We start from the raw sequence: 24,171 nt of genomic DNA, 5'->3' as shown, positions 1-24,171 counted from the left end.
TCCCCTTTATTTCGCCGCCGGGCGTCCGCGTCCGGCGATGTTTTTTATTTTTTATCAAGAGGCTACAGCATCATGCAACTCCCACACTGCCCGAAGTGCAACTCCGAATACACCTACCAGGACGGCGACATGTACGTTTGCCCGGAGTGCGCCAACGAATGGAACGACAGCAGCGCCGCGCAGGACGATGAAACACTGACGGTAAAAGACGCCAACGGCAACCTGCTGGCAGACGGCGACTCGGTCACCGTGGTCAAGGATCTCAAGGTCAAGGGCAGCTCATCGATGCTGAAGATCGGCACCAAGGTGAAGAACATTCGTCTGGTGGAAGGCGACCACAATATCGACTGCAAAATCGACGGTTTCGGCCCGATGAAGCTGAAATCGGAATTTGTGAAGAAAAACTGAGCCGCTGGCGGTTGGGCCGATAGTCAGGTGGGCCCAACGTGCATTTTTTAGCCATCAGGCCTTGAATTCCACCGCTGGCGCACAGATAGATCAGGGGTAAACTTGCGCGTCGGCCGCGCACCATGAATAATTCACTTTATAGCCGTCATGCGGCGAGTCGCTGGTGCGTTAGCCGCTCGCGCTCCCCCAGCCCGATGGTCCAGGCTGTCGGGGCGCAGCGCCGGTCACCGCGCTGCAACGCAAACCTGCTGCGTTGTATTGGCGCGCGGGATTGCCCCGCAAGCGCCCGTCGGTGACCTATACCGTGAACCATCAACCAGGCCCTGTGCGAGCCTTGAGGAATCGTTTGAACGTCGCAACACAAGAAATTCTGTTAGAGCCCGCAGACAACAAGCGCTTGCTGAGCCTGTGCGGCCCGTTTGATGACAACATCAAACAGCTGGAGCGCCGGTTGGGCATCGAAATCAACCGCCGTGACAACCGTTTCAAGCTGGTCGGCAAGAACCCCTGCGTGGTGGCTGCCGCCGATATCCTGCGCCATCTGTATGTCGATACCGCGCCAATCCGCGGCATAGTCCCGGATATCGATCCGGAACAGATTCATCTGGCGATCAAAGAGAGCCGGGTGCTGGAGCAGGTGGCCGACAGCGTGCCGGATTACGGTAAAGCGGTAAACATCAAGACCAAGCGTGGCATGGTGAAACCGCGCACGCCTAATCAGGCGCAATATATCGCCAATATTCTCGATCACGACATTACCTTTGGCATCGGCCCGGCCGGTACCGGCAAGACCTATCTGGCGGTTGCCGCCGCGGTCGACGCGCTGGAGCGCCAGGAGATCCGCCGTATCCTGCTGACCCGCCCTGCGGTGGAAGCCGGCGAAAAACTGGGCTTTCTACCGGGCGATCTCAGCCAGAAGGTCGACCCATATCTGCGTCCGCTGTACGACGCACTGTTTGAAATGCTCGGTTTTGAACGGGTAGAAAAGCTGATCGAACGCAACGTGATCGAAGTCGCACCGCTGGCCTATATGCGCGGCCGCACGCTGAACGACGCCTTTATCATTCTTGATGAAAGCCAGAACACCACCATCGAACAGATGAAGATGTTCCTGACGCGCATCGGTTTTAACTCCAAGGCGGTGATCACCGGCGACGTGACGCAGATTGACCTGCCGCGCAACCAGAAGTCCGGCCTGCGTCATGCGGTAGAAGTGCTGTCGGAAGTGGAAGAAATCAGTTTCAACTTCTTCCATAGCGAAGACGTGGTGCGCCACCCGGTGGTCGCACGCGTGGTTATTGCCTATGAAGCCTGGGAAGCGGCTGAACAAAAACGCAAGGATGCCGTCGCCGAACAGCGCAAACGCGAGGCGCAGATCGCCTCTGAGCAGGAGACACCATGAGCCAGGTGATTCTGGATTTGCAAATTGCCTGTGAACACGCCAACGGCCTGCCTGACGAAGCCGCCTTCCAGCGTTGGCTGGAGGGTGTGCTGCCACAGTTTCAGGCCGAGGCCGAAGTCACGATTCGCCTGGTGGACGAAGCGGAAAGCCATCAGCTGAACCTGACCTATCGCGGCAAGGACAAACCGACCAACGTGCTGTCGTTCCCGTTCGAAGCCCCGCCGGGCATCGAACTGCCGTTGTTGGGCGATTTGATCATTTGTCGGCAGGTGGTTGAACAGGAAGCGGTTGAGCAAGGCAAGGCGCTGGAAGCCCACTGGGCGCATATGGTTGTTCACGGCAGCTTACATCTGCTAGGGTATGACCACATCGAAGACGATGAAGCCGAAGAAATGGAGTCTTTGGAAACCGAAATTATGCAGGGCCTTGGCTACCAGGACCCGTACCTTGCGGAAAAAGACCCCGCCTAAACGCGTTAGCTGAGTCCCCCGCAGCCCGGCAACGGGCTGTCGCTAACTTCTTTACTCTGACATGAGTGATATTAACTAAAACGCCATGAGCGACGACCATTCATCAAGCAATGACAGCCCCAGTCCCAAAAAGGGGTTCTTTACTCTTATCCTTAACCAGCTGTTCCACGGCGAACCCAAAAACCGTGGCGATCTGGTAGAGCTGATCCGTGATTCCGAGCAAAACGATCTGATCGATCCCGATACCCGAGACATGCTGGAAGGCGTGATGGATATCGCCGAGCAGCGCGTGCGCGATATCATGATCCCGCGTTCGCAGATGGTGACGCTTAAGCGTAACCAGACGCTGGAAGAGTGCCTGGACGTGATCATCGAATCCGCCCACTCACGTTTCCCGGTGATCAGCGAAGATAAAGATCATATCGAAGGCATTTTGATGGCCAAGGACCTGCTGCCGTTTATGCGCACCGAGTCCGAGCCGTTCAGCATCGACAAGGTGCTGCGTACCGCGGTGGTGGTCCCGGAGAGCAAACGGGTTGACCGCATGCTGAAGGAGTTCCGCTCCCAGCGTTATCATATGGCTATCGTCATTGACGAGTTCGGCGGCGTGTCGGGCCTGGTTACCATCGAAGACATTCTGGAACTGATTGTCGGTGAAATCGAAGACGAATATGACGATGAGGAAGATCGTGATATCCGCCAGCTCAGCCGCCACATGTACACCGTGCGCGCCCTGACGCCGATCGAAGACTTCAACGATGCCTTCGATACCCACTTCAGCGATGACGAGGTCGACACCATTGGCGGCCTGATCATGCAAGCCTTCGGCCATCTGCCGGCACGCGGGGAAACCATTGAAATCGAAGGTTACCTGTTTAAAGTTGCCATGGCCGACAGTCGACGTATCATCCAGGTTCATGTAAAAATTCCGGACGACGCTCCGCAACCGAAACTGGAAGACTAAACTTCACATGGTCAAAGCCTCTTTACTTGAACGCCAGTGGGTCCGAACCCTGCTGGCGCTGTTGTTCGGTGCCAGCGGAACGCTGGCCTTTTCCCCTTACGATCTCTGGCCTGCGGCCATTGTTTCCCTGTTCGGCCTGCTGGCCGTCACCTTGAATCGCAGCGTCAGACAGTCCGCCCTGCTCGGCTTTGCCTGGGGGATGGGTCTGTTTGGCAGCGGCGTCAACTGGGTGTATGTCAGCATCGCTGATTTCGGTGGCATGCCGTTCGCGGTCAACATCTTTTTGGTGATCCTGCTGGCCGCCTATCTGTCGCTCTACACCGGTCTGTTTGCCGGCGTGCTGACGCGACTGTGGCCGAAAACCGGCTGGCTGCGGCTGGCCATTGCCGCGCCGGCGCTGTGGCAGGTCACCGAGTTTCTGCGCGGTTGGGTGCTGACCGGCTTCCCATGGCTACAATTCGGCTACAGCCAGATCGACGGCCCATTGAAAGGCCTCGCGCCCCTGTTCGGCGTTGACGCCATTACCTTTATTCTAATGTCGCTGAGTGGCCTGCTGGTTTACGCCCTCAATCAGCGGCGTATCGTGCCGGCGGCGATCGCGATAGCGATGCTGTTGTTGCCGTGGCCACTGCGCCAGCTGCACTGGTTTACCCCACAGCCAGCACGCGCGGTCAACGTCGCCATGGTGCAAGGCAATATCGCGCAGTCGATGAAGTGGGATCCACAAGCGCTGATCGGTACGCTGCAAACCTATCTGGACGCCAGCCGCCCTTACGTCGGCAAAGCACCAATCATTATCTGGCCCGAGTCCGCCATTCCCGACGTGGAAAGCAACCAGAACGGATTCCTGACCATGATGGACGAGCTGATGCGCGCCAAGAACAGTAGCCTGATTACCGGTATCGTTGACGCACGCGCCACCGGACGGGGCACCGAGTTTTATAACAGCGTGATCGTGCTGGGCGAGCAACAGCCTTACCGTTATCCGGCTGCCGATCGCTACAACAAGCATCACCTGGTGCCGTTCGGCGAATTCGTGCCATTGGAAACCCTGCTGCGACCGCTGGCGCCGTTCTTTGATCTACCAATGTCGTCATTCAGTCGCGGCGACTATGTGCAGCCACAGCTGAAGGTGCACGGTTTCAACCTGACGGCGGCGATCTGCTATGAAATCGTGCTCGGCCAGCAGGTGCGCGACAATTTCCGCCCGGACACCAACTTCCTGCTGACCATTTCCAATGACGCCTGGTTCGGCCATTCCATCGGCCCGTGGCAGCATTTCCAAATGGCGCGTATGCGGGCGTTGGAACTGGGACGCCCGTTGCTGCGCAGTACCAATAACGGCGTTACCGCCGCGGTCGGCCCGACCGGCGAGGTGATTGCCGAGATCCCGCAGTTCACCCGTCAGGTGCTGGAAGTGAAAGTGACGCCGACCACCGGGGTCACGCCGTATGCCCGCTTCGGTTCGCTGCCGTGGTGGATCATCACCGCGCTGTTCGGTGGTCTGGCACTGGTGTGCAGTCTGCGTCGCAAATAACCCACCGGGGCGCAGCCCGCTGCGCCCCGCTTCCGGTTGCTCAAGCGCCGGCAAATCAACGTTTTTGGCACACTCCTTGCTTTAATCCCCCTGTAATCAATCGCTGATTTACTTTTAGAGACCTTTGCTCGCACCTGCGCACAACCTGCGTGCATCAGCAGCACCTTAATGGTGCACCGGCGTTTTATTGCATTCATTTGGTGCGCGTGATGTCTCAAATTATGAAACATTTTAGTTTCAACCTGTTCACAATCGGCTATTTTCTAACGGTAATCTGTACCAAGACTATCTTTATAATGTGAGCAACAGATAGCCATTTTTACCCTGACGCTCTTTAGTCAGAGCCACCACAACAGCAAGGAGTTGGACCATGCAAATGCGTAAACTGGCGTTATCGTTACTGCTGATCGGAATGGCAAGTAGCGTAGCCCATGCGGAAGAGTTGACCGGTACGCTGAAGAAAATCAAAGACAACGGCGTGATCGTTGTCGGCCACCGCGAATCCTCCGTGCCGTTCTCCTACTACGACAACCAGCGGAAAGTGGTGGGGTATTCCCAGGATTATTCAAACCAGATCGTTGAAGCGATCAAAAAGCAGCTCAATGCGCCCGATCTGCAGGTCAAAATGATGCCGATCACTTCGCAAAACCGTATCCCTTTGCTGCAAAACGGTACCTTTGACTTCGAATGCGGTTCCACTACCAACAACATCGAGCGTCAGAAACAGGCCGCCTTCTCTGACACCATCTTCGTGGTGGGTACCCGTTTGCTGGTGAAAAAGGGGTCTGAGGTCAAGGACTTCAAGGATCTGGCCGGTAAAGCGGTGGTCGTCACCTCGGGCACCACCTCTGAGGTGCTGCTCAACAAGCTGAACGACAAAGACAAAATGAACATGCGCATCATCAGCGCCAAAGACCACGGCGACTCGTTCCGCACGTTGGAAAGCGGCCGTGCGGTGGCGTTCATGATGGATGACGCGCTGTTGGCCGGTGAACGCGCCAAGGCCAAAAAACCGGATCAATGGCAAATCATCGGTACTGCACAGTCCAAGGAAGCCTATGGCTGTATGCTGCGCAAAGACGATCCGCAATTCAAGAAACTGGTTGATGACACCATCGCACAAGCGCAAACCTCTGGCGAGGCCGCCAAATGGTTTGACAAGTGGTTCAAACAGCCTATCCCACCAAAAAACCTGAACATGAACTTCGATCTGTCTGATGACATGAAGCAACTGTTCAAAGAACCAAACGACAAGGCACTGAACTAATAACAATAGAGCGGGTGCGCTGAACGCCGCCCCGCCCTTTGATGGTCGCGACAGACAGGTAACCGATGCGGCAGGCCGTTCCCCTGCCGCATTTCCCAACGCAGTCACCGCACATCCAAGCCAGCCCGACTGGCGCTGCGGCGTTTTGCGTCATGCAACCATCAATATTTAGCGCGCCCGACGCGTGTTTATCGGAGTTTGTTATGTCAATAGATTGGAACTGGGGTATCTTCTTGCAGCAGGCCCCGTTTGGCAACACCACCTATCTTGGCTGGATCTGGTCCGGCTTTCAGGTGACGATTGCCCTCTCCGTCTGTGCATGGATTATCGCTTTCTTTGTCGGCTCGCTGTTCGGGATTTTACGTACCGTACCGAACCGTTTTCTGGCTGCCATCGGCACCGCCTACGTCGAACTGTTCCGTAACGTGCCGCTGATCGTGCAGTTCTTTACCTGGTATCTGGTGATCCCCGAACTGCTGCCGCCAGACATCGGCATGTGGTTCAAGGCCGAGCTCGATCCCAACGTGCAGTTCTTCGTGTCGTCCACCATCTGTCTTGGCCTGTTTACCGCCGCCCGAGTGTGCGAGCAGGTACGTGCCGCCATTCAGTCGCTGCCGCGTGGCCAACAGGCCGCTGGCCTGGCGATGGGCCTGACGCTGCCGCAAACCTACCGCTATGTGCTGTTGCCGAACGCCTACCGGGTGATTGTACCGCCGATGACCTCGGAAATGCTCAACCTGGTGAAAAACTCCGCCATCGCCTCGACCATCGGGCTGGTGGACATGGCCGCTCAGGCCGGCAAACTGCTGGATTACTCCGCGCATGCCTATGAGTCCTTCACTGCCATTACCCTGGCCTATATCGGCATCAACGCCGTGATTATGCTGGTGATGCGTGTCGTTGAACGAAAAGTGCAGTTGCCTGGCAATATGGGGAGTAAATAATGTACGAGTTTGACTGGGGATCGATAGTCCCAAGCCTCCCATATCTGATGCAGGGCATGATAGTTACGCTCAAGATCACCGTCACCGCAGTGGTCTTCGGCATCGTTTGGGGCACCATTCTGGCAGTGATGCGCCTGTCGCCGCTCAAGCCGATCAGCTGGTTCGCCACGCTGTACGTCAACCTGTTCCGCTCGGTACCGCTGGTGATGGTGCTGTTGTGGTTCTATCTGGTGGTGCCAAGCTTATTACAACAGGTTCTAGGCATCTCGCCGAAAACCGATATTCGCCTGATCTCGGCTATGGTAGCCTTTTCGCTGTTTGAAGCCGCCTACTACTCGGAAATCATCCGCGCCGGCATTCAAAGCGTGTCGCGCGGCCAATCCTCCGCGGCGCTGGCGCTGGGCATGACCCACTGGCAATCAATGAAGCTGGTGATTCTGCCGCAGGCGTTCCGCGCCATGGTGCCGCTGCTGCTGACGCAGGGCATCGTGCTGTTCCAGGATACGTCGCTGGTTTACGTGCTGAGCCTGGCTGATTTCTTCCGTACGGCCTCTAGCATCGGCGAGCGTGACGGTACGCAGGTCGAAATGATCCTGTTCGCCGGCTTTGTCTACTTTGTGATCAGCATCGCCGCCTCGGCGCTGGTCAGCTATTTGAAGAAAAGGACTGTTTGATGATTTCCCTGAAAAATGTTTCGAAGTGGTACGGTCACTTTCAGGTGCTGACCGACTGCTCCACAGAGGTAAAAAAAGGTGAGGTAGTCGTGGTCTGTGGTCCTTCAGGCTCGGGCAAATCGACCTTGATCAAGACCGTCAATGGCCTGGAGCCGATCCAGCAAGGCCAGATCCTGGTCAACGATACCCCGGTCAACGACAAGAAAACCAACCTGGCGCAGCTGCGTTCCAAAGTCGGCATGGTGTTCCAGCATTTCGAACTGTTCCCGCATTTGTCGATCATTGAAAACCTGATCCTCGCCCAGGTCAAAGTGCTCAAGCGTGATAAGGCCGCGGCGCGCGAAAAAGGCCTGAAACTGCTCAAGCGCGTCGGATTGACCGCCCACGCTGACAAATACCCGGCGCAGCTTTCCGGCGGCCAGCAACAGCGTGTGGCCATTGCCCGTGCGCTGTGTATGGATCCCATCGCCATGCTGTTCGACGAACCGACTTCGGCGCTCGACCCGGAAATGATCAATGAAGTGCTGGACGTGATGGTCGAACTGGCTCACGAAGGCATGACCATGATGGTGGTCACGCACGAAATGGGCTTCGCGCGCAAGGTGGCACACCGGGTGATCTTTATGGACGAGGGGAAAATCGTTGAAGATCGTAATAAAGACGATTTCTTCAATAACCCGCAATCCGAACGCGCCAAAGACTTCCTGGCGAAAATCCTGCATTGATCCCTGCCAATGCGCCCGCGGTGGGCGCATTAAAAACGCTTGTTTATCGGCAAGTTTGATCCGATGCTCAGGGTAAAACCGACGCGCAGAGGACATAACGCCATGCCACGCCCAATAATTATTGATTGCGATCCCGGCCTCGACGACGCCATAGCCCTGGCAATGGCGCTGCGAGCGCCCGACCTGGACGTAAAAGCCATCACCACCTCAGCCGGCAACCAGACGCCGGACAAGACCCTGCATAACGCCCTCGCCCTGCTGACGCTGATGCAACGCGAGGATATCCCGGTCGCCGGCGGCGCCGCCAAGCCGCTGTTGCGCCCGCTGGTGATTGCCGAACAGGTACACGGTAAAACCGGTATGGGCAACACCCGCCTGCCAACGCCGCGCATCCAGCCAGCGGCGGCCAGTGCCGTGACGCTGATCGCCGATCTGCTGCGCGCCAGCCCACGGCCCATCACGCTGGTAGTCACCGGGCCGATGACCAATATCGCGCTGCTTTTGGCTCAGTATCCGCAACTGAAGGCCAACATCGAACGCATCGTGTTTATGGGCGGCGCGCTGCACGGCGGCAACGCCACGCCGGTGGCCGAGTTCAATATTTATGTCGATCCCGAAGCGGCGGAGATGGTGCTGCAATCCGGCGTACCCCTGACCATGGCCGGTTTGAACGTGACTCATCAGGCGCTGATGCTGCCGCAAGACGTCGAACGCGTTAAAGCGATCGACAATCCGGTGGCCAAGGCGGTGGGTGAAATGCTCGATTTTTATCTGCCCGTCTATCTGCGCCATGCGCGCGGGCTGCCGGGTGCGGCGATGCATGACCCCTGCGCCATTGCCTGGCTGCTGGCGCCGCAGCTGTTCGACAGTCGCGAATGCTGGGTGGGGGTGGAAACCCAAGGTACATATACCCTTGGTCAAACCGTGGTGGATGAGTTCCAGCAAAGCGGCAACGCGGCCAACGTACAGCTGTTGACCGGCATTGATCGCCAGGGTTTCGTCGAACTGCTGCTAAGCTGCCTGCGCCGCTATTAAGTTACCGAGCGGCGCCGATGGCGGGCAGTGCAAGGTTAACCGCCGGCGTCATCCCGGCGCAGGCGGCGTGCAGGCCGTTGTGCGGATTACGGCTCAAACGGCCGACGCTGAAATTGATCGTGCCCGCACTTCGGGCATTTTGGCAGCACTTCCGGTGTGTAAAATGCCTGATGATGATGGCACTTTTCACACACCAGATTCCCCAGCCCCACCACTTCTCCGCTGTGGTACACCCCATGGTGGCTAACGTCTTTAAACACTTCACGCCATTCCAGTTGAGTTTTGTCGGTGATATCCGCCAGCTCCTGCCACAGACTTTCTTTAATCACCCGCATGAAGACGCTGTCGGTAAAATCGTCGCGATTCTCTTCATAGCTGCGGGCAAACTCTTCCAGATCGCGTCGAACCGCCTGTTTTGCCTGCTCCACCTCGCTACGGCTTAGCTCGCCAACCGCATTGAGCCGTCGTTCGGCGCTGGCGACCAGCTGGTCAATGTCACGCTCACCGTTCTTTAAACGCTCGGTCAGTGATGTCAGCAATTCGTGATAGTACTGAGCAACCTTGTTCATATTCTCTCCTCGATGAACGTCTGCGACAGAAGCCGTTTTAAACTACCTGTTCTCATTTTAGCCGTAAATTACTGATGTCATGTGGCAAGCAATGGGATTGCCAGGTTGTGAAGCGCATCATGGTGGGCATAAATTTAAATACGCCGGCACAGGGGCGCTTGGAGTTGTTGCCGGCAGGCCTTATCAGCTATGCTATGCGGATCTAAATACTAAACAAAATGCTACGGATGTAGCTGTTTGACACCTACAGGACCACCAGCCGCCATGCAAGAGCAATATCGCCCCGAAGATATCGAAACCAACGTACAGCGTCACTGGCAAGAAAAACAGACATTCAAGGTGACCGAAGACGCCAGCAAAGAGAAGTACTATTGCCTCTCGATGCTGCCGTACCCTTCCGGGCGTCTACACATGGGCCATGTGCGCAACTACACCATTGGCGACGTAATTTCCCGTTACCAGCGCATGCTGGGCAAAAACGTACTGCAGCCAATCGGCTGGGATGCCTTCGGCCTGCCGGCGGAAGGCGCCGCGGTTAAAAACAACACCGCGCCAGCACCGTGGACTTACGACAATATCGAATACATGAAGAACCAGCTGAAACTGCTGGGATTCGGTTATGACTGGGATCGTGAAATCGCGACCTGCAAGCCCGACTACTACCGTTGGGAGCAGTGGTTCTTCACCAAGCTGTACGAGAAAGGCCTGGTCTACAAGAAAACCTCTGCGGTCAACTGGTGCCCGCACGATCTGACGGTATTGGCCAACGAACAGGTTATCGACGGCTGCTGCTGGCGCTGCGATACCAAAGTCGAGCGCAAGGAAATCCCGCAGTGGTTCATCAAGATCACCGCTTACGCCGATCAGTTGCTGAACGATCTGGACACGCTTGAAAGCTGGCCAGAGCAGGTAAAAACCATGCAGCGCAACTGGATTGGCCGTTCTGAAGGCGTGGAAATCACCTTCGACGTCGCCGATAGCGACGAGAAGGTCACGGTGTACACCACCCGTCCAGATACCTTTATGGGCGCGACCTACGTCGCAGTCGCCGCGGGCCACCCGCTGGCGCAACAAGGCGCCATCAACAACCCGACATTGGCCGAGTTTATCGAAGAATGCCGCAACACCAAGGTTGCCGAAGCCGAAATGGCCACCATGGAGAAGAAAGGCATGGCCACCGGCCTGTTCGCCATTCATCCGTTGAGCGGTGAAAAGCTGCCGGTGTGGGTCGCCAACTTCGTGTTGATGGAATACGGCACCGGTGCGGTCATGGCCGTTCCCGCCCACGATCAGCGCGACTGGGAATTCGCCACCAAATACGATTTGCGCATCGCGCCGGTGATCCTCAACCTTGACGGCAGCCAGCCTGACGTGAGCAGCGAAGCCATGACCGACAAAGGCGCGCTGTTCAACTCCGGCGAGTTCGACGGTCTGGACCACGAAGCCGGCTTCAATGCCATTGCCGACAAACTGGTCGCCAAGGGCGTAGGCCAGCGCAAGGTCAACTACCGTCTGCGCGACTGGGGGGTTTCCCGCCAACGCTACTGGGGCGCGCCAATTCCCATGGTAACGCTGGAAGACGGCACCGTGATGCCGACGCCGGAAGATCAACTGCCGGTGATCCTGCCGGAAGACGTGGTGATGGATGGCATCACCAGCCCGATCAAGGCCGATCCCGAGTGGGCGAAGACCACCGTCAACGGTCAGCCGGCACTGCGTGAAACCGACACCTTCGACACCTTTATGGAGTCTTCCTGGTATTACGCGCGCTACACCTGTCCACAGTATGACGACGGGATGCTGGATCCGGCGGCTGCCAACTACTGGCTGCCGGTCGATCAGTATATCGGCGGCATTGAACACGCCATCATGCACCTGATGTATTTCCGTTTCTTCCATAAGCTGATGCGCGACGCCGGCCTGGTGGATTCCGATGAGCCGGCCAAACGTCTGCTGTGCCAGGGAATGGTGCTGGCTGACGCCTTCTACTACACCGGCAACAGCGGTGAGCGCGTGTGGGTTTCCCCGGTTGACGCCACCGTTGAACGTGACGAAAAAGGCCGCATTGTCAAAGCAACCGATCCACAAGGCCGCGAACTGGTCTATGCTGGCATGAGCAAAATGTCGAAGTCGAAGAACAACGGCATCGATCCGCAGGAGATGGTAGAGAAATACGGTGCCGACACCGTGCGTCTGTTCATGATGTTCGCCTCACCGGCAGAAATGACGCTGGAATGGCAGGAGTCCGGCGTTGAAGGGGCCAACCGCTTCCTGAAACGCGTCTGGAAACTGGCTTTCGATCACCTCGAAAAAGGCGCCGTACAACCGCTGGACGTTGCGTCACTGAACGAAGATCAAAAGGCGCTGCGCCGCGATGTGCACAAAACCATTGCCAAGGTGACCGATGACATTGGCCGCCGCCAGACCTTCAACACCGCCATCGCCGCAGTGATGGAGCTGATGAACAAACTGGGCCGCGCACCGCAGGACAGCGAACAGGATCGCGCGCTGCTGCAGGAAGCGCTGCTGGCCGTGGTACGTATGCTGTATCCGTTCACACCGCACGTGTGCTTTGACCTGTGGCAGTCGCTGGGCGGCGCTGGCGATATCGACACCGCGCCATGGCCGCAGGCCGATGACGCCGCCATGGTCGAAGACTCCAAGCTGGTGGTGGTACAGGTCAATGGCAAGGTTCGCGCTAAAATTACCGTGCCAGCCGATGCAACCGAAGAACAGGTGCGTGAACGTGCCGCTGAGGAGCATCTGGTGGCTAAATATCTGGACGGGGTCACGGTACGTAAAGTGATCTATGTTCCTGGCAAATTGCTTAACCTGGTTGTGGGTTAACACAAGGAGGCGTTGTGCGACTTCGTATTATGACGTTGTTGCTGGGGTTGGCGGTGCTGGTCACCGCCGGCTGCGGTTTTCACCTGCGTGGCACCACGCAGGTTCCCTCGGAAATGAAAACGCTGATGCTGGACAGCTATGACCCTTACGGTCCGCTGACCCGCGCAGTGCGTGAACAGTTGCGCCTGAACGGCGTGACTATCGTCAAGGATGCCAAGCGTCAGGACATCCCTTCCCTGCGTATCGTCGGCACCAACCAGAGTCAGGACACGGTGTCAATCTTCCAGGACGGCAAAACTGCGGAATACCAGATGGTGATGACCGTCCAGGCGCAGGTACTGATCCCGGGTCATGACATTTATCCGCTGGATGCGAAGGTCTTCCGCTCATTCTTCGACAACCCGCTTACCGCGTTGGCAAAAGACTCCGAACAGGAAATCATCCTGCAGGAAATGCGTCAGCAGGCAGCACAGCAGCTGGTGCGTAAACTGCTGAGCGTGCATGCGGCAGAAGAAGAAGCCCAGCAAAAAGCCGCAGCCGCTGCGGCGGCCGTCGCTGAGCAACCGGTCAGTCGCCCAGCGCAATGATCCGCCTTTACCCTGAACAACTTGCCGCGCAGCTCCGAGAGGGGCTGCGCGCTTGTTATTTACTGAGCGGCAATGAACCGCTGTTATTGCAGGAAAGCCAGGATCTGATTCGGCAGGCCGCGCAACAGCAGCAGTTCAGCGAACACTACAGCATTTCCCTCGATGCCCACACCGACTGGGATGCCATCTTCAGCATCTGCCAGGCGATGAGCCTGTTCGCCAGCCGGCAAACGCTACTGCTGATATTGCCGGAAAATGGCCCGACGGCGCCGATTGGCGAACAACTGGTGAAACTGTCCAGCCTGCTGCACGACGATATTCTGCTGATGCTGCGCGGCCCGCGTCTCACCAAGGCGCAGGAAAACAGCGCCTGGTTCAAGGCACTGAGCCCGAACGGCGTTTACGTCACCTGCCAGACGCCGGAACAGGCGCAACTGCCGCGCTGGGTGGCCACGCGCGCCAAAACGATGAAGCTGGAAGTGGATGACGCCGCCAACCAACTGTTGTGTTACTGCTACGAAGGCAATCTGCTGGCGTTGGCACAGGCGCTGGAACGGCTGTCACTGTTGTATCCGGACGGCAAACTGACGCTGCCGCGCGTTGAGCAGGCGGTAAACGATGCCGCGCACTTCTCGCCATATCACTGGCTGGATGCGCTGCTGGCCGGCAAAAGCAAACGTGCCTGGCATATCCTGCAACAGCTGCAACAGGAGGACGCCGAGCCGGTGATCCTGCTGCGCACGCTGCAGCGCGAGCTGCTGATGTTGCTGACGCTGCAACGCCGCATGGCCAGCGCACCGCTGCGTACCCTCTTCGACCAGCACAAAGTCTGGCAGAATCGCCGTAACCTGATCACCCAGGCGCTGCAGCGGCTGTCCGCCGCCCAGTTGCAACAGGCGGTGCACCTGCTGACGCAGATTGAAATCACGCTGAAACAGGACTACGGCCAATCGGTATGGCCACAACTGGAGAGCCTGTCGATGCTGCTGTGCGGTAAACCTCTGGCCACGAGCGTCCCCGATGCCCACTAACCCACCGCGCGCCGCGGCGCTGCACGCCCTGTTCGGCGGCACCTTTGATCCTATCCATTACGGCCACCTGCGGCCGGTAGAAGCGCTGGCCGCTGAAGTCGGCCTCAACCAGGTGACGCTGCTGCCCAACCACGTGCCGCCGCACCGTCCACAGCCGGAAGCGAGCGCCCAGCAACGTCTGACAATGGTCGAGCTGGCCATTGCCGATAACCCACTGTTTGCCGTTGACGATCGCGAATTGCAGCGCTCCTCGCCGTCATACACCGTTGAGACGCTGGAAACGCTGCGTAAAGAACGTGGCAGTACGCAGCCACTGGCATTTATCATTGGCCAGGATTCATTGCTGAGTCTGCACAAATGGCACCGCTGGCAAGATCTGCTGAGCTATTGCCACCTGCTGGTGCTGGCGCGCCCGGGCTACGGTGAGCAGATGGAGACGCCGGCACTGCAACGCTGGCTGGAGCGGCATCGCGTCCGCGACGCCGCCGCGCTGAGCGAACAGCCGCAGGGCTATCTCTATTTGGCGCAGACTCCGCTGCTGGAAATTTCCGCCACCGAGATCCGCGAACGCCGCCATCACGGCATCAGTTGCGACGATCTGTTACCGCGTTCGGTGCAGCGCTATATCGAGTTGCAGGGTTTATATCGCTAGCTCAGACCCCGTGATATACTGCGCCGCTATTTTTCAGGTATCCGCCTGCATGAAACCGATTGAACAGAACACACCCGAGGGGGAACCTTTGCAAGGTAAAGCGCTCCAAGATTTCGTTATCGATAAAATCGATGACCTGAAAGGCCAAGACATTATCGCTCTGGACGTCCAGGGCAAATCCAGCATCACTGACTGCATGATCATCTGCACCGGCACCTCAACCCGCCATGTGATGTCGATTGCCAACCACGTAGTGCAGGAATCCCGTGCCCAGGGCATGGAACTGTTCGGCATGAAAGGCCAGGAAGCGTCTGACTGGGTGGTTGTCGATCTGGGCGAAGTGATCGTACACGTCATGCAGGAAGAAAGCCGCCGCCTGTACGAACTGGAAAAGCTCTGGAGTTAAGCGGTGAAACTGCAACTGGTCGCCGTTGGCACCAAAATGCCGGACTGGGTTCAGACCGGCTTTATGGATTACCTGCACCGTTTTCCCAAAGATATGCCGTTTGAGCTGACCGAAATCCCGGCAGGCAAGCGCGGCAAGAATGCCGACATCAAACGCATTCTGGACAAGGAAGGCGAGCAAATGCTGGCGGCCGTGGGCAAAGGCAACCGTATCGTCACGCTGGATATCCCCGGCAGCAAATGGGAAACGCCGCAGCTGGCGCAGCAGCTGGAACGCTGGAAACAGGATGGCCGCAACGTCAGCCTGTTGATCGGCGGTCCGGAAGGGCTGGCACCGGCATGTAAAGCCGCAGCGGAACAGAGCTGGTCGCTTTCGCCGTTAACGCTGCCGCATCCTCTGGTGCGCGTATTGGTGGCGGAAAGCCTCTATCGCGCCTGGAGCATTACGACCAATCATCCTTACCACCGGGAATGACCGGCGCTGACAGTGAGAGTGAAATAAAACAACGGGATGAAAATAGAACGTAACCCTTTTCGCGACTATACGGCTGAATCTGCCCTGTTTGTACGCCGCGCCCTGGTGGCGTTCTTGGTTATTCTGGCGCTGACCAGCGTCCTGATCGCCAATCTGTACAATTTGCAGATCGACCGCTTTGAGGATTACCGCACCCGTTCCAACGAAAACCGCATCAAGCTGGTGCCAATCGCCCCCAGCCGCGGCATTATCTACGATCGTAATGGCACGCCGCTGGCGCTTAACCGCACCATTTACCAGCTTGAGCTGATGCCAGAAAAGGTCGACGATCTGAAAGCGACGCTGCAGGCGCTGCGGCCGGTGGTCGATCTGACCGATGACGACATCACCAACTTTGAAAAAGAGCGCAAACGCTCGCGCCGCTTCGTCTCCATTCCGGTAAAAACCGCGCTGAGCGAAGTTCAGGTCGCCCGCTTTGCGGTCAACCAGTTCCGCTTTCCCGGCGTGGAAGTCAAAGGCTATCAGCGCCGCTATTATCCTTACGGTTCCGCCCTCACCCACGTGATCGGCTATGTGTCGAAGATCAACGACCGCGACGTCGAACGGCTGAACAAAGACGGTAAAATGCCGAACTACGCCGCCACTCACGATATTGGCAAACTGGGCATCGAGCGCTATTACGAAGATACGCTGCACGGCAAAACCGGCTATGAAGAGGTTGAAGTCAACAACCGCGGTCGGGTGATCCGCCAGTTGCACGAACAGCCGCCGTCCGCCGGGCAAGACATCTACCTGACGCTCGATCTCAACCTGCAACGTTATATCGAGCAGTTGCTGGTCGGTAGCCGTGCCGCGGTGGTAGTGAGCGATCCGCGTACCGGCGGCATCCTGGCACTGGTGTCCAATCCCAGCTATGACCCGAACCTGTTCGTTGACGGCATCTCCAGCAAAGAGTATCAAGGGTTGTTGAACGACCCGAATCGCCCGTTGATCAACCGCGCGACGCAGGGCGTCTATCCGCCGGCATCAACGGTGAAACCCTACATTGCCGTTTCTGCCCTCAGCGCCGGCGTGATCACCAAAAACACCGTGGTGTTCGACCCGGGCTGGTGGCAGTTGCCTGGCTCGGAAAAACGTTTCCGCGACTGGAAAAAATGGGGTCACGGTCGCCTGAACGTGACCAAAGCGCTGGAAGAATCCGCCGATACCTATTTCTATCAGGTAGCGTATGACATGGGCATCGACCGGCTGTCGAGCTGGCTGGGCAAGTTCGGCTACGGCGACTATACCGGCATCGATCTCTCCGAGGAGCGCTCCGGCCTGATGCCAACGCGCGAATGGAAGCTCAAACGCTACAAGAAACCCTGGTACCAGGGAGATACCATCCCGGTCGGTATCGGCCAGGGGTATTGGACCGCCACGCCGATCCAGATGGCCAAGGCGCTGAACACCTTGATTAACGACGGCAACGTCAAAACGCCGCATCTGTTGGAAAGCACCAAAATCAACGGCACGCGGGTGCCGTTCCGCCAGCAGGAAAGCCTGCAGATCGGCGATATTCACTCTGGCTACTGGGAAATTGCCAAAGACGGCATGTACGGCGTTGCCAACCGTCCCAACGGTACTGCACGCAAGTATTTTGACAAGACACCGTACAAAGCCGCGGCGAAATCGGGTACCGCTCAGGTATTCGGCTATGAAACTTATAACGCCCACAAACTCGCAGAGCATCTGCGTGACCACAAATTGATGACCGCCTTTGCACCGTACGAAAACCCAACGGTTGCGGTGGCCATCATTCTGGAAAACGGCGGCGCCGGCCCGGCGGTCGGCACCATTACCCGCCAGATCCTGGATCATATTTTGCTGGGCGACGACAATACGCAATTACCGGACGCGCCACCGGCGCCGCCCGGTTCAGAAGGTGATTAACAGACCATGACCGAAAGCCAACAAAAGGGCTCGATCTGGACCAAAATCCACATTGACCCCACCTTCCTGCTCTTCATTCTGGCCCTGCTGGTATACAGCGCCTTCGTCATGTGGAGCGCCAGCGGCCAGGATATCGGCATGATGGAGCGCAAGATCGGCCAAATCGTCATGGGCCTGATCGTGATGGGCGTGATGGCGCAGATCCCGCCGCGGGTATATGAAAGCTGGGCGCCGTACCTGTATATCTTCTGCGTTATCCTGCTGATCCTGGTGGATGCCTTCGGCCAAATCAGTAAAGGCGCGCAGCGCTGGCTGGATCTCGGCTTCGTGCGCTTTCAGCCGTCGGAAATAGCCAAAATCGCCGTGCCGCTGATGGTGGCTCGCTTTATGAACCGTGACGTCTGCCCGCCGTCGTTGAAAAACACCGGCATTGCGCTGGTGCTCATTTTCCTGCCGACGCTGCTGGTCGCCGCGCAACCGGACCTTGGCACCTCGATTCTGATTGCCGCATCCGGGTTGTTCGTGCTGTTCCTGTCCGGCATGAGCTGGAAGCTGATCGCCGTCGCTGCAGTGTTGCTGGCCGCATTCATTCCGGTGCTGTGGTTCTTCCTGATGCATGACTATCAGCGCGACCGCGTGATGATGCTGCTCGATCCGGAAAGCGACCCGCTGGGCGCCGGCTATCATATTATCCAATCGAAAATCGCCATTGGCTCCGGCGGCCTGTCGGGCAAAGGCTGGCTGCACGGCACCCAGTCGCAGCTGGAGTTTTTGCCGGAACGCCACACCGACTTCATTTTTGCCGTGTTGGCAGAAGAACTGGGGCTGATCGGCGTACTGGTGCTGCTGGCGCTGTACCTGCTGGTGATCATTCGCGGGCTGATGATCGCCGCCAAGGCGCAAACCACCTTTGGCCGCGTGATGGTCGGCGGATTAATGCTGATTCTGTTCGTTTATGTGTTTGTTAACATTGGTATGGTCAGTGGCATTTTGCCGGTAGTTGGCGTACCTTTGCCTCTGGTCAGTTACGGTGGATCGGCGCTGATCGTGCTCATGGCGGGCTTCGGCATCGTGATGTCGATCCACACGCATCGGAAAATGCTGTCTAAGAGTTTATAAGAGGTGAGTAATGCGTAAGGAATGGCTTTGGATCGGCGCAGTTGCGGTATTGCTTTCCGCCTGCACCACCACAACGACAGAACAGCAGGCGCCACCGCAGCAGCCGTATAACGGACCGGTGGTGGAAATCGGCGGCGTGGAGCCTCACTATGAACCCTATAACCCTGGCACCTCGCAGGACTATAAGGTTAATGGCGACACCTATCGCATCGTCAAGGATCCGCAAAACTTCTCGCAAACCGGGTTGGCCAGTTGGTATGGCGAGGAGCTCAGTGGCAATACCACTGCCATTGGCGAGCCGTTTGATCCAAACGCACTGAGCGCCGCGCACCCTACTCTGCCAATTCCAAGCTACGTGCGGGTGACCAACCTGGCCAACGGCCGCCAACTGGTGGTGCGCGTCAATGACCGCGGCCCGTATACCAAGGGGCGTATTATCGATCTGTCCAAAGCGGCGGCCGATCGTTTGAACCTGTCGAACAATACCAAGGTGAAGGTTGATTTTATCAACGTCGCCCCGGACGGTACGCTGAGCGGACCAGGCACCATCGGCACCACCGTCGCCAAGCAGAGCTATGCGCTGCCGGCGCGCCCGGATCTGAGCAGTGGCGCCATGGGTACGCCCATTCAGCAGGATCCGCCGGCCATGAACGCCAACGACGTCCGTCCGATTGACAATGCCAGCCTGAACAACGGCGAAACGCCAGCGACCGGCAACAGCCGTAGTGGTTTCCTCGGCGCGCCAAGCGCCGTACCGGCCGGCGTGCTGGAAAGCGACGAACCGGTGAACGCGGTAGCGCCTGTCGCTGCCGGCGTGGCGGCAACTGCTGCGACGACCAGCACAGCCTCTGCCAGTTCTGCATCCGGGTTTGTGGTGCAGGTCGGCGCGTTGAGCAATGCCGCACGTGCGCAGCAATGGCAGCAACAGATCAGCCAGCAGTTCAGCGTGCCAGGCACCGTCAGCAACAGTGGTAACGTGTATCGTGTGCAGCTTGGCCCGTTCAGCGATCGTCAGCAGGCGCTGCAGCTGCAGCAACGCTTGGCAACCGAGGCACAACAACAATCATTTGTCACTGCGGCACCGTGATCAGATACCCGGCTGGCAAGAATTTGCGGAAACATTTTCTTTCAGCAAAAAAGTGTAAAGCATTGTTAGTCGGATGAATGACTAATGCTTGCCGGGATCCCATCTGTTATAGTGTGGCTCGTTTTTTCATTTACTTTCTCACGGATGTTGTAGTCCAGATCATGAAACATGTAACTTCTTTTCGCATAATCAAGAGCCTAGCGCTCGGTACCGTTATCGCGATGAGCGCAGCCAACAGCGCGCATGCCGATGATGTTAATATCAAAACCATGATCCCGGGTGTCCCGCAAATCGATGCGGAATCGTACATCCTGATTGATTACAACTCCGGCAAAGTTCTGGCGGAATCCAATGCGGATGCGCGTCGCGATCCCGCCAGCCTGACCAAAATGATGACCAGTTATGTCATCGGCCAGGCGCTCAAATCCGGCAAAATCGGCCAGGAAGATCTGGTGACCGTCGGTCAAGATGCATGGGCTACCGGCAACCCGGTGTTCAAGGGCTCTTCGCTGATGTTCCTGAAGCCTGGCGATCGCGTGCCGGTTTCCAAACTGACGCGCGGCATCAACCTGCAATCCGGTAACGACGCCTGCGTGGCGATGGCCGATTACGTTGCCGGCAGCCAGGACGCGTTCGTCAATCTGATGAACACCTACGTCAAGCAATTGGGCCTGCAGAACACCCACTTCCAGACCGTGCACGGCCTGGATGCGCAGGGTCAATTCAGCTCGGCGCGCGATATGGCGCTGATCGGCCAGGCGCTGATCCGCGATGTGCCGGACGAATACGCCATCTATAAAGAAAAAGAGTTCACCTTCAACAATATCCGTCAGGTGAACCGTAACGGCCTGCTGTGGGATACCAGCCTGAACGTTGACGGCATCAAGACCGGCCACACCTCTGCCGCAGGTTACAACCTGGTGGCATCGGCGACCGAAGGCCAGATGCGTCTGATTTCGGCGGTGCTGGGTGGTCGTACCTATAAGGGTCGCGAAACCGAAAGCAAGAAACTGCTGACCTGGGGCTTCCGTTTCTTTGAAACCGTTGCGCCACTGAAAGCCGGCAAGGAATTCGCCTCTGAACCAGTATGGTTCGGTGACGCCGATCGCGTCGAACTGGGCGTCGACAAAGACGTTTACCTGACCATTCCACGCGGCCGGATGAAAGATCTGAAAGCCAGCTACGTGCTCAACACGCCGGAAATTCACGCGCCGTTGGCGAAAAACCAGGTGGTTGGCAGCATCAACTTCCAACTGGACGGCAAGACCATCGATCAACGCCCGCTGGTGGTGTTGAACGAAGTGAAGGAAGGCGGCTTCGTCAGCCGCATCGTGGATTACATCAAATTGATGTTCCATCACTGGTTCGGCTAACGCTTGAAATCGGCGAAAACGCCCCCATATAGCAATTAACACTAACTCTCGCTCCGGCGGGAGTTATAATTTATACAGCCCGCAGATTTGAAGCAGCGTACACTGATGTCGGTTCCCTGGTTTGCCAGTCAACCCGAAACGCCGTACACGCCATGCCGCAACGCCAAATATCGGGTTTAAAAGATGTCACTCTGGAGCGCACATGCAAAAAACTAAACTGAACGAACTGCTCGAATTCCCCTGTTCCTTTACCTACAAGGTGATGGGCCTGGCGCAACCCGAGCTGGTAGACCAGGTGGTTGAAGTGGTGCAGCGCCATGCGCCGGGGGATTATACCCCGCAGGTCAAGCCGAGCAGCAAAGGCAACTACCACTCCGTTTCCATCACCATTACCGCCAGTCATATCGACCAGGTGGAAACCTTATACGAAGAGTTGGGCAATATTGAAATTGTCCGCATGGTGCTGTAATCCCAGCATAAAACACTGCTTAGCAACCCGGGCTAGACCATCCTCTGCCCGGGTTGCGCATTTTTGCTCAGCGAAACGCTGGTCGCGAGCCAGAGCGCCCGGTATAATCGCTTTACCACCTCTGTAACCTGACGATGATTCATTTGCAACACAATAAGATCATTTTGCGTCAGCTGGGGTTACAGCCTTATGCGCCTGTATCCCAAGCCATGCACAACTTCACCGATCGCCGTAGCGAAACCACGCCCGACGAACTGTGGCTGGTGCAGCATCAGCCGGTATTCACCCAAGGGCAGGCCGGCAAGGCCGAGCACCTGCTGATGCCCGGCGATATTCCGGTGATCCAGAGCGATCGCGGCGGTCAGGTCACCTATCATGGGCCAGGCCAGCAAGTGCTGTACGTAATGATCGATCTTAAACGCAACAAGGTTGGCGTCCGCCAACTGGTCACCGCCATAGAAGATACCGTGATTAATACCCTCAGCCACTTTCGCATTGATTCACGTGCGCGCCCCGACGCGCCCGGCGTCTATGTGGGGGAACAGAAAATCTGTTCTCTGGGACTGCGTATTCGCAAGGGCAGCTCCTTCCACGGCCTGGCCCTTAACGTGTCGATGGATCTCGGCCCGTTTCAACGTATCAATCCCTGCGGCTACGCTGGCATGCAGATGACCCAGGTCAGCGCCCTGGCGCCCGGCGTTGGCATAGAAGACGTACATCCAATCCTGGTTCAGGAATTTGTTCATTTACTCGGCTACCAGACGGTCGAGTCTCGTAACTGGAACCTGCACGACTATGAGTAAACCAATTCAGATGGAACGCGGCGTAAAATACCGCGATGCAGACAAAATGGCGTTGATCCCGGTAAAAACGGTGGTCACCGAACGGCAGGAGCTGTTACGTAAACCCGAGTGGATGAAGATCAAGCTGCCTGCCGATTCAACGCGTATCCAGGGCATCAAGGCCGCCATGCGCAAGAACGGCCTGCATTCAGTCTGTGAAGAAGCCTCATGCCCCAATCTGTCCGAGTGCTTCAACCACGGCACCGCCACCTTTATGATCCTCGGTGCCATCTGCACCCGTCGCTGCCCGTTCTGCGATGTGGCGCATGGCCGTCCAGTGGCCCCCGACGTCAACGAGCCGGAAAAACTGGCGCAAACCATCGCCGATATGGGTCTGCGCTACGTGGTAATCACTTCGGTTGACCGCGATGACCTGCGCGACGGCGGTGCCCAGCACTTTGCCGATTGCATCGCCGCCATTCGCGCCAAAAGCCCGAACATCAAGATTGAAACGCTGGTGCCGGACTTCCGCGGCCGAATGGATCGCGCGCTGGATATCCTGACCGCGACGCCGCCGGATGTGTTCAACCACAATCTGGAAAATGTGCCGCGCGTTTATCGCCAGGTGCGTCCCGGCGCCAACTACGAATGGTCATTGAAGCTGCTGGAGCGTTTCAAGGAAGCACATCCGGATATTCCAACCAAATCCGGCCTGATGGTCGGCCTGGGTGAAACCAATGCCGAAATCGTTGAAGTGATGCGCGATCTGCGCCGCCACGGGGTGACCATGCTGACGCTGGGCCAGTATCTGCAGCCAAGCCGTCACCACCTGCCGGTACAACGTTACGTCAGCCCGGCCGAGTTTGACGAAATGAAAGAAGAAGCGCTGGCGATGGGCTTCACGCACGCAGCCTGCGGCCCGTTTGTGCGTTCTTCCTATCATGCCGATCTGCAAGCTAAAGGCATGGAAGTAAAATAAGCACGGGGTAATAGCGTAATTTTTTGTTACGCTTTGACCTGCAAAAAATACAAAACGGATGTCTTGCGGCATCCGTTTTTGTTATTTCGTCGACCTGCGCTTAGCGATCTTTCTTTTCGACGTTTTGCGCCGTGGTCTGTTGTTCGGCGTTATTCTGAGCCGGCGGCGTATCATCGCCAACCGCTTTTTTAAAGCCTTTCAGCGCTGCGCCAAGATCCGCGCCCAGGGTGCGTAACTTGCTGGTGCCGAACAGCAGTACGATCAACACGGCAATCACCAGCAGTTTGGTAATACTGATACCTTCCATATATCCCTTCTCTATTCATGTTTGCTGCGGAGGCAGCGAAGAAACAAACCTTGCCTGTGGATATTTACCTACTTTTGATCGGCTAAAACAACTGCAACCTGTAACAGAGTTCGATCGTCATGGTCGCGTTC

At 57.2% G+C, this 24,171-nt stretch carries 25 protein-coding genes; 23 read left to right on the top strand and 2 right to left on the bottom strand.

The features are described 5' to 3' along the window. Nucleotides 1–72: 72 nt before the first annotated feature. The 10 genes from ACCC84_RS15295 to rihA all read left to right on the top strand — a co-directional run bounded on the left by ACCC84_RS15295 (nt 73) and on the right by rihA (nt 9,426). The gene (locus ACCC84_RS15295; RefSeq protein ID WP_039992370.1) at nt 73–408 is read left to right on the top strand and encodes a zinc ribbon domain-containing protein YjdM; all 336 of its coding nucleotides are present in this window, start codon (nt 73–75) and stop codon (nt 406–408) included. Nucleotides 409–754: 346 nt separating this feature from the next. Further along, nucleotides 755–1,810, top strand: coding sequence for a PhoH family protein (locus ACCC84_RS15290; RefSeq protein WP_004965918.1), 1,056 nt, complete (start codon nt 755–757; stop codon nt 1,808–1,810). After that, entirely contained in the window at nt 1,807–2,280 is a 474-nt protein-coding gene (ybeY, locus tag ACCC84_RS15285) for an rRNA maturation RNase YbeY (protein ID WP_004965920.1), read from the top strand. Before ACCC84_RS15290 ends, ybeY begins: the two co-directional genes overlap by 4 nt. 85 nt (nt 2,281–2,365) lie before the next feature. After that, nucleotides 2,366–3,244 (top strand): CNNM family magnesium/cobalt transport protein CorC, encoded by an 879-nt coding sequence (gene corC, locus ACCC84_RS15280; protein ID WP_004965923.1) that lies wholly within the window; start codon nt 2,366–2,368, stop codon nt 3,242–3,244. Nucleotides 3,245–3,251: 7 nt separating this feature from the next. After that, the gene (gene lnt, locus ACCC84_RS15275) at nt 3,252–4,781 is read left to right on the top strand and encodes an apolipoprotein N-acyltransferase (protein ID WP_004965924.1); all 1,530 of its coding nucleotides are present in this window, start codon (nt 3,252–3,254) and stop codon (nt 4,779–4,781) included. Nucleotides 4,782–5,151: 370 nt separating this feature from the next. After that, the gene (locus tag ACCC84_RS15270) at nt 5,152–6,048 is read left to right on the top strand and encodes an amino acid ABC transporter substrate-binding protein (protein WP_004965929.1); all 897 of its coding nucleotides are present in this window, start codon (nt 5,152–5,154) and stop codon (nt 6,046–6,048) included. A 203-nt stretch (nt 6,049–6,251) separates the two neighbouring features. Continuing rightward, nucleotides 6,252–6,992, top strand: coding sequence for an amino acid ABC transporter permease (locus ACCC84_RS15265; RefSeq protein ID WP_039992372.1), 741 nt, complete (start codon nt 6,252–6,254; stop codon nt 6,990–6,992). Beyond that, entirely contained in the window at nt 6,992–7,666 is a 675-nt protein-coding gene (gene gltK / locus ACCC84_RS15260) for a glutamate/aspartate ABC transporter permease GltK (protein WP_004965933.1), read from the top strand. The genes ACCC84_RS15265 and gltK overlap by 1 nt, the downstream gene beginning before the upstream one ends. After that, entirely contained in the window at nt 7,666–8,391 is a 726-nt protein-coding gene (locus ACCC84_RS15255; RefSeq protein WP_004965935.1) for an amino acid ABC transporter ATP-binding protein, read from the top strand. The genes gltK and ACCC84_RS15255 overlap by 1 nt, the downstream gene beginning before the upstream one ends. A 102-nt stretch (nt 8,392–8,493) precedes the next feature. After that, a complete protein-coding gene (gene rihA / locus ACCC84_RS15250) occupies nt 8,494–9,426 on the top strand; it encodes a pyrimidine-specific ribonucleoside hydrolase RihA (protein WP_273869048.1) in 933 nt (310 codons plus the stop codon). A gap of 86 nt (nt 9,427–9,512) precedes the next feature. Here rihA and ACCC84_RS15245 read toward each other — a convergent pair whose 3' ends face one another. After that, on the bottom strand, nt 9,513–9,995 hold the full coding sequence (locus tag ACCC84_RS15245) for a zinc ribbon-containing protein (RefSeq protein ID WP_004965940.1): 483 nt from the start codon (nt 9,993–9,995) through the stop codon (nt 9,513–9,515). 264 nt (nt 9,996–10,259) lie between these two features. Between ACCC84_RS15245 and leuS the strand changes: the two genes are divergently transcribed. The 13 genes from leuS to lipA all read left to right on the top strand — a co-directional run bounded on the left by leuS (nt 10,260) and on the right by lipA (nt 23,733). Then, entirely contained in the window at nt 10,260–12,842 is a 2,583-nt protein-coding gene (gene leuS / locus ACCC84_RS15240) for a leucine--tRNA ligase (RefSeq protein ID WP_371902040.1), read from the top strand. A gap of 14 nt (nt 12,843–12,856) precedes the next feature. Further along, complete coding sequence (lptE, locus tag ACCC84_RS15235) at nt 12,857–13,429, top strand: LPS assembly lipoprotein LptE (RefSeq protein WP_039992374.1); 573 nt, start codon at nt 12,857–12,859, stop codon at nt 13,427–13,429. Further along, the gene (gene holA, locus ACCC84_RS15230) at nt 13,426–14,460 is read left to right on the top strand and encodes a DNA polymerase III subunit delta (protein ID WP_004965946.1); all 1,035 of its coding nucleotides are present in this window, start codon (nt 13,426–13,428) and stop codon (nt 14,458–14,460) included. Before lptE ends, holA begins: the two co-directional genes overlap by 4 nt. Continuing rightward, complete coding sequence (nadD, locus tag ACCC84_RS15225; protein ID WP_004965948.1) at nt 14,450–15,112, top strand: nicotinate-nucleotide adenylyltransferase; 663 nt, start codon at nt 14,450–14,452, stop codon at nt 15,110–15,112. The genes holA and nadD overlap by 11 nt, the downstream gene beginning before the upstream one ends. 88 nt (nt 15,113–15,200) lie before the next feature. Beyond that, nucleotides 15,201–15,518, top strand: a complete 318-nt coding sequence (gene rsfS, locus ACCC84_RS15220; protein ID WP_039992842.1) for a ribosome silencing factor — start codon at nt 15,201–15,203, stop codon at nt 15,516–15,518. Between the two features lie 3 nt (nt 15,519–15,521). Beyond that, the gene (gene rlmH, locus ACCC84_RS15215; protein ID WP_004965954.1) at nt 15,522–15,992 is read left to right on the top strand and encodes a 23S rRNA (pseudouridine(1915)-N(3))-methyltransferase RlmH; all 471 of its coding nucleotides are present in this window, start codon (nt 15,522–15,524) and stop codon (nt 15,990–15,992) included. Nucleotides 15,993–16,028: 36 nt separating this feature from the next. After that, nucleotides 16,029–17,924 (top strand): peptidoglycan DD-transpeptidase MrdA, encoded by a 1,896-nt coding sequence (gene mrdA, locus ACCC84_RS15210; RefSeq protein ID WP_198773325.1) that lies wholly within the window; start codon nt 16,029–16,031, stop codon nt 17,922–17,924. A gap of 6 nt (nt 17,925–17,930) precedes the next feature. After that, nucleotides 17,931–19,043 (top strand): peptidoglycan glycosyltransferase MrdB, encoded by a 1,113-nt coding sequence (mrdB, locus tag ACCC84_RS15205; RefSeq protein WP_004965959.1) that lies wholly within the window; start codon nt 17,931–17,933, stop codon nt 19,041–19,043. A 10-nt stretch (nt 19,044–19,053) separates the two neighbouring features. Continuing rightward, complete coding sequence (gene rlpA / locus ACCC84_RS15200) at nt 19,054–20,130, top strand: endolytic peptidoglycan transglycosylase RlpA (RefSeq protein WP_371902039.1); 1,077 nt, start codon at nt 19,054–19,056, stop codon at nt 20,128–20,130. 161 nt (nt 20,131–20,291) lie between these two features. After that, entirely contained in the window at nt 20,292–21,503 is a 1,212-nt protein-coding gene (gene dacA / locus ACCC84_RS15195; RefSeq protein WP_039992375.1) for a D-alanyl-D-alanine carboxypeptidase DacA, read from the top strand. Nucleotides 21,504–21,705: 202 nt separating this feature from the next. Beyond that, nucleotides 21,706–21,972 (top strand): DUF493 family protein YbeD, encoded by a 267-nt coding sequence (ybeD, locus tag ACCC84_RS15190; protein WP_004965965.1) that lies wholly within the window; start codon nt 21,706–21,708, stop codon nt 21,970–21,972. Nucleotides 21,973–22,106: 134 nt separating this feature from the next. Further along, nucleotides 22,107–22,775, top strand: a complete 669-nt coding sequence (lipB, locus tag ACCC84_RS15185) for a lipoyl(octanoyl) transferase LipB (protein ID WP_198773327.1) — start codon at nt 22,107–22,109, stop codon at nt 22,773–22,775. After that, on the top strand, nt 22,768–23,733 hold the full coding sequence (lipA, locus tag ACCC84_RS15180; protein ID WP_004954298.1) for a lipoyl synthase: 966 nt from the start codon (nt 22,768–22,770) through the stop codon (nt 23,731–23,733). Before lipB ends, lipA begins: the two co-directional genes overlap by 8 nt. A 100-nt stretch (nt 23,734–23,833) precedes the next feature. Here lipA and tatA read toward each other — a convergent pair whose 3' ends face one another. After that, nucleotides 23,834–24,040, bottom strand: a complete 207-nt coding sequence (tatA, locus tag ACCC84_RS15175) for a Sec-independent protein translocase subunit TatA (protein WP_004954300.1) — start codon at nt 24,038–24,040, stop codon at nt 23,834–23,836. Nucleotides 24,041–24,171: the final 131 nt, after the last annotated feature.

Source organism: Serratia odorifera, from assembly GCF_041448735.1.
GTDB classification, from domain to species: Bacteria; Pseudomonadota; Gammaproteobacteria; order Enterobacterales; family Enterobacteriaceae; genus Serratia_F; species Serratia_F odorifera.
The sequence above is the reverse complement of the archived record's forward strand: the minus strand, read 5'-3'. Positions and strand labels throughout refer to the sequence as shown.